Below are 15,623 nucleotides of genomic sequence, written 5' to 3'. Positions count from 1 at the left end.
ACAGCAGGATGGTTTCTTGAACGAGATCTCCAGCCGCCCGGCGCACGTTCCACCTGGATCACCTTCCCCGGAGCCAGGCGGGCACAGCGCCTGGTCGGATGGGGATCTGGTCCAAGAAACCCGCAGTGACAACAAACCAATACGCAAGACCGAGGAAGGAGCGAACGGATGAGCGACGATCGCCCTACCGGTGACCGACACGTCCCGGTATTGCGTGAACGTTGCATCTCGCTCCTCGAACCAGCCGTTAACGCCGCCGTCGCTGCTGGCCGCACCCCGGTAGTTGTCGACGCCACCCTGGGTATGGGCGGACATTCCGAACTAATGCTTGAGCGGTTCCCGCAGGCACACCTGGTCGGCATCGACCGCGACCTGCAGGCCATCGCCCTCGCGGGTGAGCGGCTCGCCTCCTTCGCCGGCCGAACCGACCTGGTGCACGCGGTCTATGACGAACTTCCCGACGTTCTGGACGACCTGGGCATTGACGCCGTTGACGGCGTGCTGTTCGACCTCGGTGTGTCCTCCCTCCAGCTCGACGAGCGGGACCGCGGGTTCGCGTACTCCTACGATGCCCCGCTGGATATGCGGATGGATACCAGCACCGGTCAGACCGCCGCCGACGTCGTCAACGCGTACCCCGAAGCTGAGCTGCTCCGAATCATCAGGGCCTGGGGCGAGGAGAAGTTCGCCGGGCGGATCGCCTCGGCGATCGTTTCCGCACGGCGTCAGACGCCCTTCACCTCGACCGGGCAACTGGTGGAGGCCATCCGCGCGGTGGTCCCCGCCGGGGCAGCCCGGACCGGTGGACACCCCGCCAAGCGAACCTTCCAGGCGCTGCGGATCGAGGTGAACGAGGAACTGACGGTGCTGACCCGCGCGGTTCCCGCCGCCATCGACGCACTGAACGTCGGCGGTCGAGTGGTGGCCATGTCGTACCACTCGCTGGAAGACAAAATCGTGAAGACCGCGTTCACCGCAGGAACCCGATCCTCCGCTCCAGTGGGTTTCCCGGTGGAGCTCGAGGAGCACAAGCCGTACCTCAAATCTCTGACTCGCGGAACTGAAGCTCCCACCGAGCTGGAAATCGAAGAAAACCCACGAGCCGCATCGGCGAAGCTGCGGGCCGTTGAACGCATCAAAAATGACTCTCGTAACACCAAAGACAGGAATGCATCATGAGCCAGCAACTCGCTGAATCCTACGCGCCGCTGGCTACCCCTCGGCTGGGTGGTGCATCGTCCCAGCAGGTCAGGACACCGCTGTCGCTGGTCCCGGCTGGCCCGGCCCGACGCCGCATCCCCTTTGCAGTGTTCAGCATGCTCGCCCTGGTCGGAGCCCTGGTCACGGTGCTGATGCTCAACATCTCGGTATCGAGCAGCCAATACGAGCTCGTCGAGCTGCGGAACCAGCAGATCGCGCTGGCCCAGGAAAACCAGGCCCTTACCCAGCAGATGGAAGACCAACAGGCCCCGCAGAACCTTGCCGCGGAGGCCCGGGAACTCGGCATGGTTGCCTCCCCGGGATTCGGTGCGATTGATGTAGATTCAATGAAAATTACCGGTACCCCAGAAGCTGCGACGAAGGGTGGTGAGCCGTTGGCGCTGATCGCTGCACCAGATGTGTCCACCAGTAGCAACGCCGCCGCCGGGGCGCCAGCCGCTGACAGCTCGGCCGAGGACGAACCAGCAGCTCCCGCCGCTGAGGAGCCTGAAGTAGCGGAAGCCGAGGAGCCGGTCGTTCAGTCCGAGCAGCCACAGGCGATCGAACTCAACGGCGGGTCGATCCCAGCGCCTCAGCAGGGCACCGGCGGGTAACGCACAGCTCACCGATCACCAGCAAGACACCGAAGGAAATTGAAGTGGCTACAGCAACCGAGCACGACAAATTCCGGGTGGCTCTCGGCACGAAGCGGCTACGGGTTGGGCTGGCCTTCGTCCTGATCCTGTTGCTGGTACTCGGCGTCCGGCTGTTCCAGGTGCAGGCACTTGACCTTGGTGGTATGGCCCAGGCTGGGCTGAACAAGCGGCTGGAATCCTTCCCGGTGCAGCCCGTGCGTGGCGACATCCTCGATAGCAAGGGAAACTACCTGGCCCGCAGCGTTGAACGCTTCGATATCGTCGTCGACCAGACCCTCGCCGAGGGTGATACCTTCGCACGGATCAACGCCGATGGTGACCGTGAAGAGGTCACCATGGACGAAGGTTTCGCCGAGCTGTCGGAGATCCTCGGGCAGGACGCGGCAGATCTGAAAGCAGCAATCATCGGGGACAAGAAATTTGGCTATGTTGCCCGGTCGGTCACGCCCGAGGTGAAGAACGAAGCCCTGGCCGTACGTATGCCCGGCGTTTATGCTGACGCGATTAGCCTCCGCACCTACCCATCGGGGCCGGTCGCCGGGTCCATCGTCGGATTCGTCGGAGAAGAAAACGAAGGGCTCGAACTCACCCAGAATGACATCCTGACGGGGGAGCCGGGCAGCCGCACCTTCGAGATCGGTGGCGACGGGATCCGCATCCCGTATGCGACCAACGAGGATGTTCCCGCCAAGGACGGCCAGTCGGTGAAGCTGACCATCGACCAGGACCTGCAGTGGTTCGCCCAGCAGACCATCGCCTCCCAGGTGGAGGAATACAACGCCCAGTGGGGCAACATCGTGGTCGTGGAGGCGGATACCGGCGGGATCGTCGCCATGGCCGAGTCGACCACCATGGACCCCAACAATCCGGGCGCCACCGAACCCGAGTTCCGCAAACCCCTCTCGGTCACGTCCTCTTTCGAACCCGGCTCCACTACAAAGCTGATCACCATGGCCGCGGCCCTTGAGGAGGGGATCATCGAACCCACCAGCGAATTCCTCCTCCCCAACACCTACACCGTTGACAACCAGACCTTCAAGGATGCCTTCGAGCACGGCGAGGAGCGCCGGACAGCCGCAGGCATTTTCGCCAAGTCGATGAACACTGGCACGGTGATGATCGGTGAGCAACTCACCAAGCAGGAGCGTTACGACTGGCTGACCAAGTTCGGGATCGGCCAGCCCCTCGACGTCGGGCTGAACGGGGAAACCAGCGGAATCCTCGCCCAGCCGGAAGACTGGGACGACCGCCAGCAGTACACGGTGTTGTTCGGCCAGGGCCTCGCCCAGACCGCCCTCCATACCGCAATGGTTTACCAGACCATCGCGAACGACGGCGTCCGGCTGAAGCCGCGCCTGATCGACTCTTACATCGACCCCGATGGTACCGAACACAAGGTCCCGCAGGACGAGGGAGTCGAAGTGGTCTCCACCGAGACCTCGGCGCAGCTCCAGAAGATGCTTGAAACCGTCACCGTGGATGGATCGGGCGCCTCCGGGGCTCTGGACCAGTACCGGGTAGGTTCCAAAACCGGTACCGCTGAGGCCCCCAGCGCCTCGGGTGGCTACGACGGCTTCACCCTCACCTACGCCGGTATGGCACCCATGGAAGACCCCGAATACGTCGTGGTGATCACACTGCAGCGCCCGCAGGGGGATCTGTACTATCTGATCCCGGGGGAGTCCTTCCAGAAGGTCATGGAACAGGTGCTGAACGCGAGGAACGTCGCGCCGTCCTCGGGCGAGCCCGAGACCTACCCCATCGAGTACTAGCCCGGAGCAACACACGTGCCAACAATTGAAGAACCCGCCGCGCAACCCAATGAAGCAGCGCAGCCCGATGCAGGGATGCGTCCCGCCGAGGTGACCCCGGTCTCGCTGGCCGCTGCGTTCAGCCGTCTACCTGCCGGGTTGCCAGCCGTCCACGGCGACAGCGGTGCTGTTCCGGTTTCGGTCACCGGGGTGTCCATCGACTCCCGGCTGGTCCGCCCCGGCGACCTTTACATCGCCCTGCCCGGAACCGGCAGGCACGGAGCCGCCTTCACGGAACGGGCCCTGCACGCGGGAGCGGTGGCGGTACTCACCGACGAAGCTGGCCTTGCCGCAGCCGCGGGCGCTGCCGGCAGCACCCCGGTGTTCCGGTCCGAGAACCTGCGGGCACTGGTAGGCCCCCTTTCGGCGATCATTTTCAACAGCCAGCCCACCGAGGCTCCCCGCCCCACCCTGTTCGGCGTCACTGGCACCAACGGCAAAACCACCACTACCTACTTCATCAACGCGCTGCTCGAGGGTCTGGGCCAGTCCACCGGGTTGATGGGCACCATCGAGATCCACGCCGGTGGACAACCCATCGCCAGCGCGCTCACCACTCCGGAGTCGCCCCAGGTGCATGGCATCCTCGGACTGATGCGCGAGCGGGGAATCCACACCGCCGCGATGGAGGTGTCCTCCCACGCGATCGAGTACCGCCGGGTTGACGGCGTGCGCTTCGACGTCGCCGGTTTCACTAACCTCACCCAGGACCACCTCGACCTGCACGGCACCATGGACGAGTACTTCGCGGTCAAGGCTGCCCTGTTCCAGACCGAGCGGTCACGCCGCGCCGTGGTCATTGTCGACGACGCGTGGGGCCGGAAACTCGTCGAGGAAGCCAGCAGCGACGTCGTCACGCTCAGCACCGACCCGGGCGCGGGGCTGACCCAGGACGCGGACTGGACGGTTGGTGACGTGACACGCCACGGGCTCGGCCACCGGTTCACCCTGCGAGGGCCGGCGGGGGAGCGGTTGTTCCTTCATTCAGGCCTGCCCGGAACCTTCAACATCTCCAATGCGGCTCTCGCCACCGTGATGGTGCTCGCCTCCGGAGTGGACCCCGACGAGGTGCAGCGGTCAGCCGACCGCTCCGACCCCTTCTCGGCTGCCGTACCGGGGCGGATGCAGCTGATCGGGGACAGCCCGGCAGCGATCGTCGACTTCGCCCATAACCCTGATGCGCTGGCACGCACCCTGGAATCGGTCCGCCCACCCGCTGCGGGCGCCCGGCTGATCGTCGCCTTCGGTGCCACCGGCCAGCGGGACCAAACCAAGCGGCCCGTCATGGGAGCCACGGCAGCCCGGCTCGCCGACGTCGTGATCGTCACCGATGACGACCCCCACGACGAGGACGAGGCAGAGATCAGGCAGGGCGTCCTGGCCGGTGCACAGCAGGCACGCGACGCCGAGAACCTGGCCTGCGAGATCCTTGAGGTTTACCCCCGCGCCGAGGCGATTGACCGTGCCGTGGCGCTGGCGGGACCGGCCGACACTGTGCTGATCGCGGGCCGCGGCCACGAGGTGTGGCAGGAGGTTAAGGGAGTGAACCTGCCCCTCGACGACCGGGTGGAATTGGCCCGGGCGTTGACACGCCATGGATTCTCTGTCCATCCCAGCCACAGGATAGAATCCTAGACCGTCATGATTGAACTAAGCGCAGCCGAAATCGCGGCAATCACCAGGGGCGCCTTGACCCCCGCAGCCGCAGCCCGGCAGACCCTCGCCGTGACGTCCGTCTCGGTGGACTCCCGCGAGGTCAAAGCCGGCGGTCTCTTCGTCGCCAAGCCCGGCGATACAGCCGACGGTCATCAGTTCGTGCCCCAGGCGTTCCGGAACGGGGCGGTGCTGGCCCTGGTGGAGCACCCCGTCCCGCAGGAGCAGCCCGACGGTCCCGGCGAATACCCGGCGGTAGTCGTCGACGACGTCGTCCTCGCAATGGGCCGCCTCGCCGCCGAAGTGGTCCGGCGGCTGCGCGCCCACTCGCCGCTGACCGTCATCGGCATCACCGGGTCCGCCGGCAAGACCACCACTAAAGACCTCCTGGCTGGCATCCTCGCCGAGCAGGCCCCCACAGTGGCGCCGATCGGGTCGTACAACGGCGAAGTGGGTGTGCCCCTCACCGTCTTCAGTGCTGAGTACGGCACCCGCTACCTCATCATCGAGATGGGCGCCACCAAGATCGGGCAGATCACCTACCTCGCGGACATGGTGGCCCCCGATATCGGTGTCGTCCTCGGGGTCGGAAGCGCGCATGCCGGAGAGTTCGGCGGCGTGGACAACATCGCCCGCGCAAAATCGGAACTGGTCCGCGCACTCCCGGCGTCCGGTACCGCCGTCATCAACGCCGACGACGCCCGCGTGCTCGCGATGAAGTCGGTCACCGCCGCACAACGCCTCTATTTCACCTCCGATTCCTCGCAGCTTCCCGACGGCGGCCCGACAGTCCGGGCGACCGCGGTCACCACCACAGTTGAGGGGTACCCCGCGTTTGACCTCGTGGTACCCGCCGCCGACGGCGGAACCACCACCTACCCGGTCACCGCGAAACTTATCGGCACCCACCAGATCACCAACCTCCTCGCCGCCGCGTCGGTGGCTAGTGCCCTCGGCATCCCCGGCCACGACATCGCTGCAGCCCTCTCCCGCCTGCAGGCCCAGAGCCGCTGGCGGATGGAACGCTCCGAACGGGCCGACGGCGTCACCATCATCAACGATGCCTACAACGCCAACCCGGAATCGATGCGCGCGGCGCTGCGCACCCTGGCCGAACTTGGCCGGGGCCGGCGAACCTGGGCCGTGCTGGGGGAAATGCTCGAGCTGGGGGAGGACTCCATCAACGAGCACGACGCCGTCGGTCGGGTAGTGGTCCGCCTGAACATCACCAAGCTTCTGGTGGTCGGGATGGGCGCCCGCGCCCTCTACAACGGGGCGGTCCTGGAAGGGTCGTGGGGGGACGAGGTCCTCTTCGCCGCTGACGTCGCCGAAGCCGAGACGATGCTGACCGCGGCACTGCTGCCAGGCGACCTGGTGCTGTTCAAATCCTCCAACGGCTCCGGGCTTCGATTCCTGGGGGATCGGATAGCATTGTCATCGACCGAACCCACCACTGCCATGCCTGGAACATCAGCGCCCGGCCCAACTGACCTCCAAGGGGGGCCGCAGCTGTGATTGCGCTACTCATCGGCTCCGCCATGGGGCTTGTGCTGGCCCTCGTGGGAACCCCCCTGTTCATCCGCCTGTTGGTGAACCGCGGGTACGGGCAGTTCATCCGCGACGACGGACCCACCGCGCACCACACCAAGCGCGGCACACCGACGATGGGCGGCGCCGTCATCGTCGGCTCCGTGCTCCTCGCCTACTTCGTCACCCACCTCCTGATGATGATGGCCGGGGTATCCAACGGGCCGTCAGCGTCTGGCCTGCTGCTGCTCATGTTGATGGTCGGGATGGGAATCGTTGGGTTCTTCGACGACTACATCAAGATCTCCAAGCAGCGCAGCCTCGGGCTGAGCGCGCCCGCCAAGATCGCCGGGCAAACCTTGGTCGGGATCATCTTCGCCGTCCTCGCCCTCGGCTTCCCCAACGAGAACGGCAGGACCCCCGCGTCAACCGCCATCTCCTTCATCCGGGACACGTCGGTGGACCTGGCGTTCGCGGGGACCATTGTCGGAGCGGTGCTTTTCGTCATCTGGTCCAACCTGATCATCACGGCCGCCAGCAACGGCGTGAACCTCGCCGACGGTCTCGATGGCCTCGCCGCCGGAGCGTCGGTCCTGGTGTTCGGCGCCTACATGCTGATGGGCATCTGGCAGTCCAACCAGAGCTGTGCGCTGGACGAAGTGTCCCGCAGCGTCTGCTACACCGTGCGCGATCCCCTCGACCTGGCCCTGATCGCCGGCACCATGTGCGGCGCGCTCGTCGGTTTCCTCTGGTGGAACACCTCCCCAGCGAAAATCTTTATGGGCGACACCGGTTCCCTCGCGATCGGCGGCGCCATCGCCGGCTTCGCCATCCTCTCCCGCACCCAGCTGCTGCTCGTGATCCTCGCCGGTCTGTTCGTCATGATCACCCTGTCGGTCATCATCCAGGTGGGCTACTTCAAACTCTCCGGCGGCAAGCGTGTCTTCAAGATGGCCCCGCTCCAGCACCACTTCGAGCTCAAGGGCTGGCAGGAAGTAACGGTCGTAGTCAGGTTCTGGATCCTGGCCGGACTATTCGTGGCAGTCGCGCTGGGCATCTTCTACGCCGAATGGGTAGTACTCATATGACCGTCACGCCCAACCTTGACGCCCTGACCTCCTGGGACTCCGACTGGGCGGGGCTCCGGGTCGCCGTAACCGGCATCGGCATCACCGGGTTCTCGGTCGCCGACACCCTGATCGAACTTGGTGCCCGCGTTGTCGTCGTCGACGGATCGGACACCGACGAGAACCGGGCGAAGGCGGACACCCTGACCATCGTGGGCGCCGTCGATGTGCTGCTCGGCGCCGACCACGCCGCCGCGCTTCCCCTGATCGACGGCAGCCTCCCCGATCTGGTGGTCACCTCACCCGGCTGGACCCCGCAGCAGCCCCTGCTGCGTGCAGCGGCCGACGCCGGTATCCCCGTCTGGGGCGACGTGGAACTCGCCTGGCGGGTTCGGATCCGCGAGGGTCGGCCCACCGCCGAATGGCTGACCGTCACGGGGACCAACGGCAAGACCACCACCGTCACGCTGGTGGAGTCAATGCTGCAGGCGGGCGGGCTCCGAGCGATAGCAGCGGGCAACATCGGCACCCCGATCCTCGATGCGATCAGGGATCCCCAGGGCTATGACTTCCTCGCCGTTGAACTCTCCAGCTTCCAGCTGCACTGGATCAACGCGATCTCCCCGCTGGCCAGTGTCTGCCTGAACGTCGCGGAAGACCACGTCGACTGGCACGGTGGTTTCGACCAGTACACCGCCGACAAGGCAAAGATCTACGCGAACACCAAGGTTGCCTGCGTCTACAACGCCGAACAGCCTGCCACCGAGCGGATGGTGGAGGACGCCGACGTCGTCGAGGGGTGCCGTGCGATCGGTTTCACCACCTCCACCCCCATGGTGAGCATGCTCGGCGTGGTCGACAACCTGCTGGTGGACCGCGCGTTCATCGAACAGCGCAAGGACTCCGCCGTCGAGCTTGCCGCCATCACTGAACTCGGCGAACTGGTGCCCCGCCACCTCGTCGCCAACGCGCTGGCCGCTGCGGCGCTGGTCCGGGCCGCAGGAGTGTCACCGGCAGCGATTCGCACCGGGATCCGCAACTACCAGCCCACCGACCACCGCATCCAGCTGGTCTCCTCCCATGACGGGGTCCTCTGGATCAACGACTCCAAGGCAACCAACCCGCACGCTGCCGCCGCTTCCCTGGCGGCGTTCCACTCGGTGATCTGGATTGCCGGGGGACTGTCCAAGGGCGTCAACTATGACGAGCTGGTGCAGACCCACGCCCGCCGGTTGAAGGCGGTGGTGCTGATCGGCGCCGACAGTTCCGACCTCATCGCCTCATTGCGCCGACACGCTCCAGATGTTCCGCTGATCAACGCGGGCCCGGGAGAGACTGGAAACGTGACGTTGGCCGACGAGACCACCACCGCACCCCAGGGTGAACGCGTGATGGAATCGGCGGTAAAGGAATCGGCACGGTTAGCCAGCGACGGCGACACCGTGCTGATGGCTCCGGCGGCAGCATCCATGGATCAGTTTTCCTCCTATGCTCACCGAGGCAAGGCCTTTATCGAGGCAGTCCGCGTGATCGTGGAAGGGCAGGCGAAGACCGCAAAGGAGTTCTAATGGTCACCACGCCCACCCGGCCAGTCCGCCGGAAGCCGGTGATGCGTCAGCATTCCCGTTCTTCGACCCCAACCGCCACGGCACCTCCTGCCGCCGGCGAGCAGTCCGCGTCTCTCGAGGAGACAGCCCCGCCCGCGAAAGGCCTCCGAGCCCGCTTCGGCAGGTTTTGGACGTATCTCGAAGGCAGCGACAAGCAGGCCAGCGGGGCCAGCTACTACATGATCCTCGGGGCGGCCCTCGCCCTCACGGCGATCGGCCTCATGATGGTGCTCTCGGCGTCATCGGTAGAGGCTATTGCCGAAGGAACCAGCGAGTTCGAGCTGTTCCTCAAACAGTCAGGATGGGCGGCCGGAGGACTGGTGCTCATGCTCATCCTCTCCCGCTTCGGTCCCCGGGGATACCGAATGTTGGCCTGGCCCGGCTTGGGCATAGCAGTGGTGCTGCTGGTCCTGGTGCTGGCCATCGGCGAGAACATCAACGGCAACCAGAACTGGATCCGGATCGGCGGGTTCAGCATGCAACCGTCAGAACCAGCGAAGCTTGCCCTCGCCCTCTGGCTCGCCAGTGTGCTGGCGCGGAAGGGCCGGCTGATCAGAAACTGGAAACACGCAATGATCCCGGCCATCCCCCTGGGTGGCCTTCCCATCGGGCTCGTCCTGCTCGGTGGTGACCTCGGTACCGTCATCATCCTGATGATGATCCTGGCAGCCGCGCTGTTCTTCGCTGGCGCGCCGATGAAGATGTTCACCATCGCCGGGCTTGCTGGTGCCGCCGGCGCGATAGTGATGGTCCTCACCAGTGGAAACCGTAGCGACCGGATCAGCGCCTGGCTGAGAATTAACTGCGACGACGGCCAGGACCTCTGCCTCCAAGCCAACAACGGCTTGTTCGCGCTGGCCTCCGGAGGCTGGTGGGGGGTCGGCATTGGGCAGAGCCGGCAAAAGTGGAACTGGATCCCTGAAGCCCACAACGACTTCATTTTCGCCATCATCGGTGAGGAGTTCGGTCTGATAGGGACCCTCGTGGTCGTCGCCCTCTTCGGAATCCTCGCTGTCGCCACCATTCGGGTCGCCCGCCGCTACACGGATCCGTTCGTCAGGATCCTCCTCGGTTCGATCCTGGTGTGGCTGATCGGCCAGGCCTTCGTCAACATCGGCATGGTTACAGGCGTGCTGCCCGTGATCGGCGTCCCCCTCCCATTCATTTCCTACGGCGGGTCGGCGCTGACCTTCACCCTCGCCGCCGTCGGGGTGCTCCTCGCTTTCGCCCGGAAGATGCCTCCCGCCCCCGTGGCAGATGCGCCCGTCGCCTCCGTCACCACACTGCGCTCCCCAGAAAGAGATCCCACAGCCCGATGAGCACAAGCCCCCTTTCGGTGGTCCTGGCAGGTGGCGGCACCGCCGGCCACATCAGTCCACTGTTGGCCATCGCCCACGCCCTCCGCGAGCACGATCCAAGCATCCGCCTGACGGTGGTCGGCACAGCTGCCGGCATGGAAACCCGGCTGGTTCCCGCCGCCGGCTACCCGCTGGAAACGATCGACCGGGTGCCGATGCCCCGGCGTCCGTCGATCGACCTGGTGAAACTTCCCGCGCGCCTGGTGCGCGCCGTCCGGCAGGCGACCGCGGTGATCGACCGCGCCGGTGCCGACGTCGTCGTCGGGGTGGGCGGCTACGTCTCGACCCCGCTGTACCTGGCGGCGTGGCGGCGGAAGGTCCCGGTGGTCATCCACGAGGCCAACGCCCGGCCCGGCCTGGCCAACCGGTTGGGTTCACGGATCGCCACCACGGTGGCCGCCGCGTTCAAAGGCACAGGTCTGCCGGGGGCCCAGGTGGTAGGCATGCCGATGCGCCGGAGCATCTCCACCCTCAACCGGGCGGACGCGCGGGCCGCGGCGCGGACCGCGCTTGATCTGAACGCCAGCCAGCCGGCCCTGATCGTGACCGGCGGCTCATCGGGTGCCCTCAGCATCAACCGCGCGGTGGCGAGCGTTGTGCCACTGCTCGCTGCCGAGGGGATTCAGTTGCTGCACATCACCGGCGGCGGCAAGCAGGTGACCGGTGCCGACGGGCAGCCCCTGCAGACTGAGGGCTACCGCCAGGTTGAGTACGTCGATGACATGGAAACGGTTTACGCTGCGGCCGACCTCCTGCTCGCTCGGGCAGGAGCCGCCACCGTGAGCGAGGTCAGCGCCGTCGGCCTGCCCGCCGTGTTTGTCCCCCTCCCGCACGGCAACGGCGAACAGCGCCGCAACGCCGCCGATCTGATTACTGCTGGCGGCGCCCTCCTGGTCGAGGACGCGGCACTGACCGCAGACTGGCTGAAGAAGGAAGTCTTCCCGTTGCTGAAGAACGAGGCGGCCCTGGCCGCGATGGCCGCCGCCAGCACCAACCTTGGCGTCAGGGACGCCGACGTCCAAATGGCCAGCCTCGTGGTCGCCGCTGCACGGAAGTCAGCAGCATGAGCGCCCCCACTTTGGCACCCGGTGACCTGGGCCGGGTCCACTTCATCGGACTCGGCGGCGCCGGCATGTCGGCGGTGGCCCGGGTCCTGCTGGGTCAGGGAGTGCCGGTGTCCGGATCGGACGCCGCCGCATCCCCGACGCTCAGTTCCCTTGCCGGCCTCGGGGCCATCACCACCGTGGGCCATGAGGCCGGAAACGTTGACGAAGTGGACACGGTGGTGGTGTCCTCAGCCATCCGGGCCACCAACCCTGAGCTGGCGGCAGCCCGACAGCGCAACCTCCGGATCCTGCACCGGTCAGAAGCGTTGGCGGTCGCGATGACCGGTCGGGAAGTGGTGGCCGTCGCCGGTACCCACGGCAAAACCACCACCACCGCCATGATCACCGTGATGCTGCAGTCGGCTGGGCGTGACCCGTCCTTCGCTATCGGTGGCGACGTCGCCGCGTTGGGCGTGAACGCCGCGTGGGCGGACGGCTCAGTCTTCGTCGCTGAAGCAGACGAATCCGACGGATCCTTCCTCAACTACTCGCCGCGGATTGCCGTGGTCACCAATGTCGAGGCAGACCACCTGGACCATTACGGTACTGCCGACGCCGTCTACGAGGTGTTCGACCGCTTCGCTGCCCTGCTGCCTTCTGACGACGGCGTGCTCGTCACGTGCCTGGACGACGACGGCGCCGCCGCCCTTGTTGCCCGGGTCGGTGACACCCGCCGGACGCGGACCTACGGGTACTCCGAGTTCGCGGACGTGCGCATCGGCGAGACACACACCGCAGGTAGCGCCTCCACCAGCCTGCTCTCCTTTTCGGTGGACGGACTCGACTGCGAGCAGGAACTGCGGCTGGGTGTCCCCGGCGCCCACAACGTGCGGAATGCTGCCGCGGCGTTCACCGTCGCCCTCGAACTGGGAGTGGACCCGGCAGCCGCAGCCGCAGGCCTTGCCTCCTTCACCGGCGCTGCCCGCCGGTTCGAAGCCAAGGGCACTGGTCGGGGAGTGCGGGTGTTCGACGACTATGCCCACCATCCCACCGAAGTGACCGCTGCGCTGCACGCTGCCCGTGCCGTCGCTGCCGGGCACGGCGTACACGTGCTGTTCCAGCCGCACCTGTTTTCCCGGACCAGGGAGTTCGCTGCGGAGTTCGCGACGGCCCTGAACCTGGCCGACTCGGCCACCGTGCTGGACATCTACGCCGCCCGGGAGGACCCCACGCCGTCGGTGACCAGCCGCCTGATCACCGACCGGCTCACCGTACCGGGCGGGTACCTCGCCGATCCATCCGAGGCCGTGCAAGCGGTCGCCGCCCGTGCAGTCCCGGGAGACATTATCCTCACCATCGGTGCCGGTGACGTGACCCAGTACGGCGCCCAGCTGGTGGCTGCCCTCACCGGGCACGGCAACTCCACCGGACCCTCATGAGCCGCCGGAAGCCGACCCCGCCGGTGGTGTCCACGTCCGGGTCCCCAGCGAAGCCTGGACCGGTTCGTGTCCCACGGGTCAACAGCAGCAAAGTTTCCCTCCTCGACACCGCCGACGACCCGTGGCTGCCGGCCGAGGACGACTCCCACGGTTCGGTGGTCGAATTTCCGAAACCGCGCAAGAGCCGGCGACGGCTGTACCTCATCCTCGGACTCATCACGCTGGTCCTGTTGATCGGCGGGCTACTGGCCTACCTCATCTTCTCCCCGGCACTGGCGCTCCGCAGTGTTGAGGTCACCGGCAACTCCCTGGTGACCTCCGAGGAGGCCACCGAAGCCCTGGAACCGCTGCTCGGCATTCCCCTGCCCCAGATTTCCGATGAGCAGGTCGCGGAACTCATGGACGGCTTCGCCCCCATCGAAAGCGTCACGGTCGCCGCAGTTCCGCCGTCGGGACTGGCCGTCAACATCCGGGAGCGTGTTCCGGTCGCCATCCTCCAGAGCAGCGGGCAGTTCCTGCTGATCGACGAGGACGGGCGCCAGCTGGCCTCCGTGACGGACCGTGACGCGGTCCAGCTTCCGCTGATCGACGGCGGGACCGATGCGGTCAACAGCGAGGTGTTCTCCTCGATTGCTGCGGTTCTCGCCGCATTGCCGGAGAGCATCCTGAACCAGCTGAACCACGCCTCGGCGGATTCGGTGGATTCAGTGGAACTGTCCCTCGCCAACGACCAGACCATCTTCTGGGGGAGTGCCGAGCAGAACGAAGCGAAGGCACTGGTACTTGAGGCGCTGCTGGAAGCCCCGCCGGCGGACCCGCCAGCAAAGGTTTTCGACGTGAGCACGCCGTCACGACCGGTCACTCGCTAAAGAAAAATCCGACACGCGGGCTCGGTCATTGCAGAAGCGTGCACCTGCCCATAGCGTCTTGAATAGAAGTTACTTGACATAACATTGACTTTCAAGTTGAGAGTTAACGTTGGTCAAGACTAAGGCTGGGAACAGATCCAGCCAGACAAGCACCACACAGCGCATTCGAACAAGGGACACAGGACCGTGGCAGCACCGCAGAATTACTTGGCCGTCATCAAGGTAGTAGGCATCGGCGGCGGTGGCGTGAACGCCGTCAATCGCATGATCGAGGTGGGGTTGCGTGGCGTTGAGTTCATCGCCATCAACACCGACGCGCAGGCACTCCTGATGAGCGACGCCGACGTGAAACTCGACGTCGGGCGGGAACTGACCCGCGGCCTCGGCGCCGGCGCCGACCCCGAGGTGGGCCGCCGTGCCGCCGAGGATCACGCAGAGGAAATCGAAGAAGTACTGCGCGGCGCGGACATGGTCTTCGTTACCGCCGGTGAGGGTGGCGGTACCGGTACCGGTGGCGCGCCCGTCGTCGCCCGCATCGCGCGCTCACTCGGCGCGCTGACCATCGGCGTTGTCACCCGGCCGTTCACGTTCGAGGGACGGCGCCGGTCCAACCAGGCCGAGACCGGGATCGACACCCTCCGCGACGAGGTCGACACCCTGATCGTCATCCCGAACGACCGGCTGCTGTCCATCAGCGACCGCAACGTCTCGATGCTTGACGCCTTCCGCTCGGCCGACCAGGTTCTCCTCTCTGGCGTCCAGGGCATCACCGACCTCATCACCACCCCCGGCCTGATCAACCTCGACTTCGCCGACGTGAAGTCAGTGATGCAGGGTGCCGGCTCGGCCCTGATGGGCATCGGCTCGGCCCGCGGCGAAGACCGCGCGGTCAAGGCAGCCGAACTCGCCATTGCGTCGCCGCTGCTCGAGGCGTCGATCGACGGCGCCCACGGCGTCCTGCTGTCCATCCAGGGCGGATCGGACCTGGGTCTGTTCGAGATCAACGAGGCCGCACGCCTCGTCCAGGAAGTGGCACACCCGGAGGCGAACATCATCTTCGGTGCGGTCATCGACGATGCTCTTGGCGACGAGGCCCGCGTGACAGTGATCGCTGCTGGTTTCGACCAGGTCGATGCCACCTCGCAGCCCAGTGCACAGCTGTCCAAGCCGGTCTCCGCTCCGTCAGTGGGAGCCAGCGTGCCTGCCGCCGCAGCAGCCGTTCCCGCCTCAGCGGGTCTCGGAGCCTGGTCGCAGCGGTCACAGCAGTCCAACAACGTTCCCGCCGACTCGGGTTTCGACGTTGACCTGCCAGCCGTCGTTGAGCCGGATTTTTCCTCGAGCCGCTCCGATGAACTCGACGTGCCGGACTTCCTGAAATAACAGCTGACAC

The 15,623-nt window shown here is 66.1% G+C and carries 12 protein-coding genes; all 12 read left to right on the top strand.

Features of this window, described 5'->3' with window-relative positions:
- Positions 1-168: 168 nt before the first annotated feature.
- The 12 genes from rsmH to ftsZ all read left to right on the top strand — a co-directional run bounded on the left by rsmH (position 169) and on the right by ftsZ (position 15,613).
- Positions 169-1,179: a 16S rRNA (cytosine(1402)-N(4))-methyltransferase RsmH gene (gene rsmH / locus HMI57_RS07980; protein WP_171585411.1), complete on the top strand. Its 1,011-nt coding sequence runs from the start codon at positions 169-171 to the stop codon at positions 1,177-1,179.
- Complete coding sequence (locus HMI57_RS07975; protein WP_171585410.1) at positions 1,176-1,814, top strand: hypothetical protein; 639 nt, start codon at positions 1,176-1,178, stop codon at positions 1,812-1,814. The genes rsmH and HMI57_RS07975 overlap by 4 nt, the downstream gene beginning before the upstream one ends.
- Before the next feature lie 44 nt (positions 1,815-1,858).
- On the top strand, positions 1,859-3,628 hold the full coding sequence (locus HMI57_RS07970; RefSeq protein ID WP_171585409.1) for a penicillin-binding transpeptidase domain-containing protein: 1,770 nt from the start codon (positions 1,859-1,861) through the stop codon (positions 3,626-3,628).
- Between the two features lie 75 nt (positions 3,629-3,703).
- A complete protein-coding gene (locus HMI57_RS07965; RefSeq protein ID WP_171585478.1) occupies positions 3,704-5,302 on the top strand; it encodes a UDP-N-acetylmuramoyl-L-alanyl-D-glutamate--2,6-diaminopimelate ligase in 1,599 nt (532 codons plus the stop codon).
- A 6-nt stretch (positions 5,303-5,308) separates the two neighbouring features.
- Positions 5,309-6,835, top strand: a complete 1,527-nt coding sequence (murF, locus tag HMI57_RS07960; protein ID WP_171585408.1) for a UDP-N-acetylmuramoyl-tripeptide--D-alanyl-D-alanine ligase — start codon at positions 5,309-5,311, stop codon at positions 6,833-6,835.
- Complete coding sequence (gene mraY, locus HMI57_RS07955) at positions 6,832-7,935, top strand: phospho-N-acetylmuramoyl-pentapeptide-transferase (protein WP_171585407.1); 1,104 nt, start codon at positions 6,832-6,834, stop codon at positions 7,933-7,935. The genes murF and mraY overlap by 4 nt, the downstream gene beginning before the upstream one ends.
- A complete protein-coding gene (gene murD, locus HMI57_RS07950) occupies positions 7,932-9,482 on the top strand; it encodes a UDP-N-acetylmuramoyl-L-alanine--D-glutamate ligase (RefSeq protein WP_171585406.1) in 1,551 nt (516 codons plus the stop codon). The genes mraY and murD overlap by 4 nt, the downstream gene beginning before the upstream one ends.
- Entirely contained in the window at positions 9,482-10,840 is a 1,359-nt protein-coding gene (ftsW, locus tag HMI57_RS07945) for a putative lipid II flippase FtsW (protein WP_171585405.1), read from the top strand. The genes murD and ftsW overlap by 1 nt, the downstream gene beginning before the upstream one ends.
- Positions 10,837-11,946, top strand: coding sequence for an undecaprenyldiphospho-muramoylpentapeptide beta-N-acetylglucosaminyltransferase (murG, locus tag HMI57_RS07940; RefSeq protein ID WP_171585404.1), 1,110 nt, complete (start codon positions 10,837-10,839; stop codon positions 11,944-11,946). Before ftsW ends, murG begins: the two co-directional genes overlap by 4 nt.
- Positions 11,943-13,364 carry a UDP-N-acetylmuramate--L-alanine ligase gene (gene murC / locus HMI57_RS07935; protein ID WP_171585403.1) on the top strand — a complete coding sequence of 474 codons (1,422 nt, stop codon included), beginning with the start codon at positions 11,943-11,945 and terminating at the stop codon, positions 13,362-13,364. The genes murG and murC overlap by 4 nt, the downstream gene beginning before the upstream one ends.
- Entirely contained in the window at positions 13,361-14,233 is an 873-nt protein-coding gene (locus HMI57_RS07930) for a cell division protein FtsQ/DivIB (RefSeq protein ID WP_171585402.1), read from the top strand. The genes murC and HMI57_RS07930 overlap by 4 nt, the downstream gene beginning before the upstream one ends.
- Positions 14,234-14,419: 186 nt before the next feature.
- Entirely contained in the window at positions 14,420-15,613 is a 1,194-nt protein-coding gene (ftsZ, locus tag HMI57_RS07925; protein WP_171585401.1) for a cell division protein FtsZ, read from the top strand.
- Positions 15,614-15,623: the final 10 nt, after the last annotated feature.

Source organism: Arthrobacter sp. 260, assembly GCF_013116745.1.
Lineage (GTDB): Bacteria > Actinomycetota > Actinomycetes > Actinomycetales > Micrococcaceae > Arthrobacter_D.
Note: the sequence above shows the minus strand (reverse complement) of the source record. Positions and strands in the feature narration are given on the sequence as shown.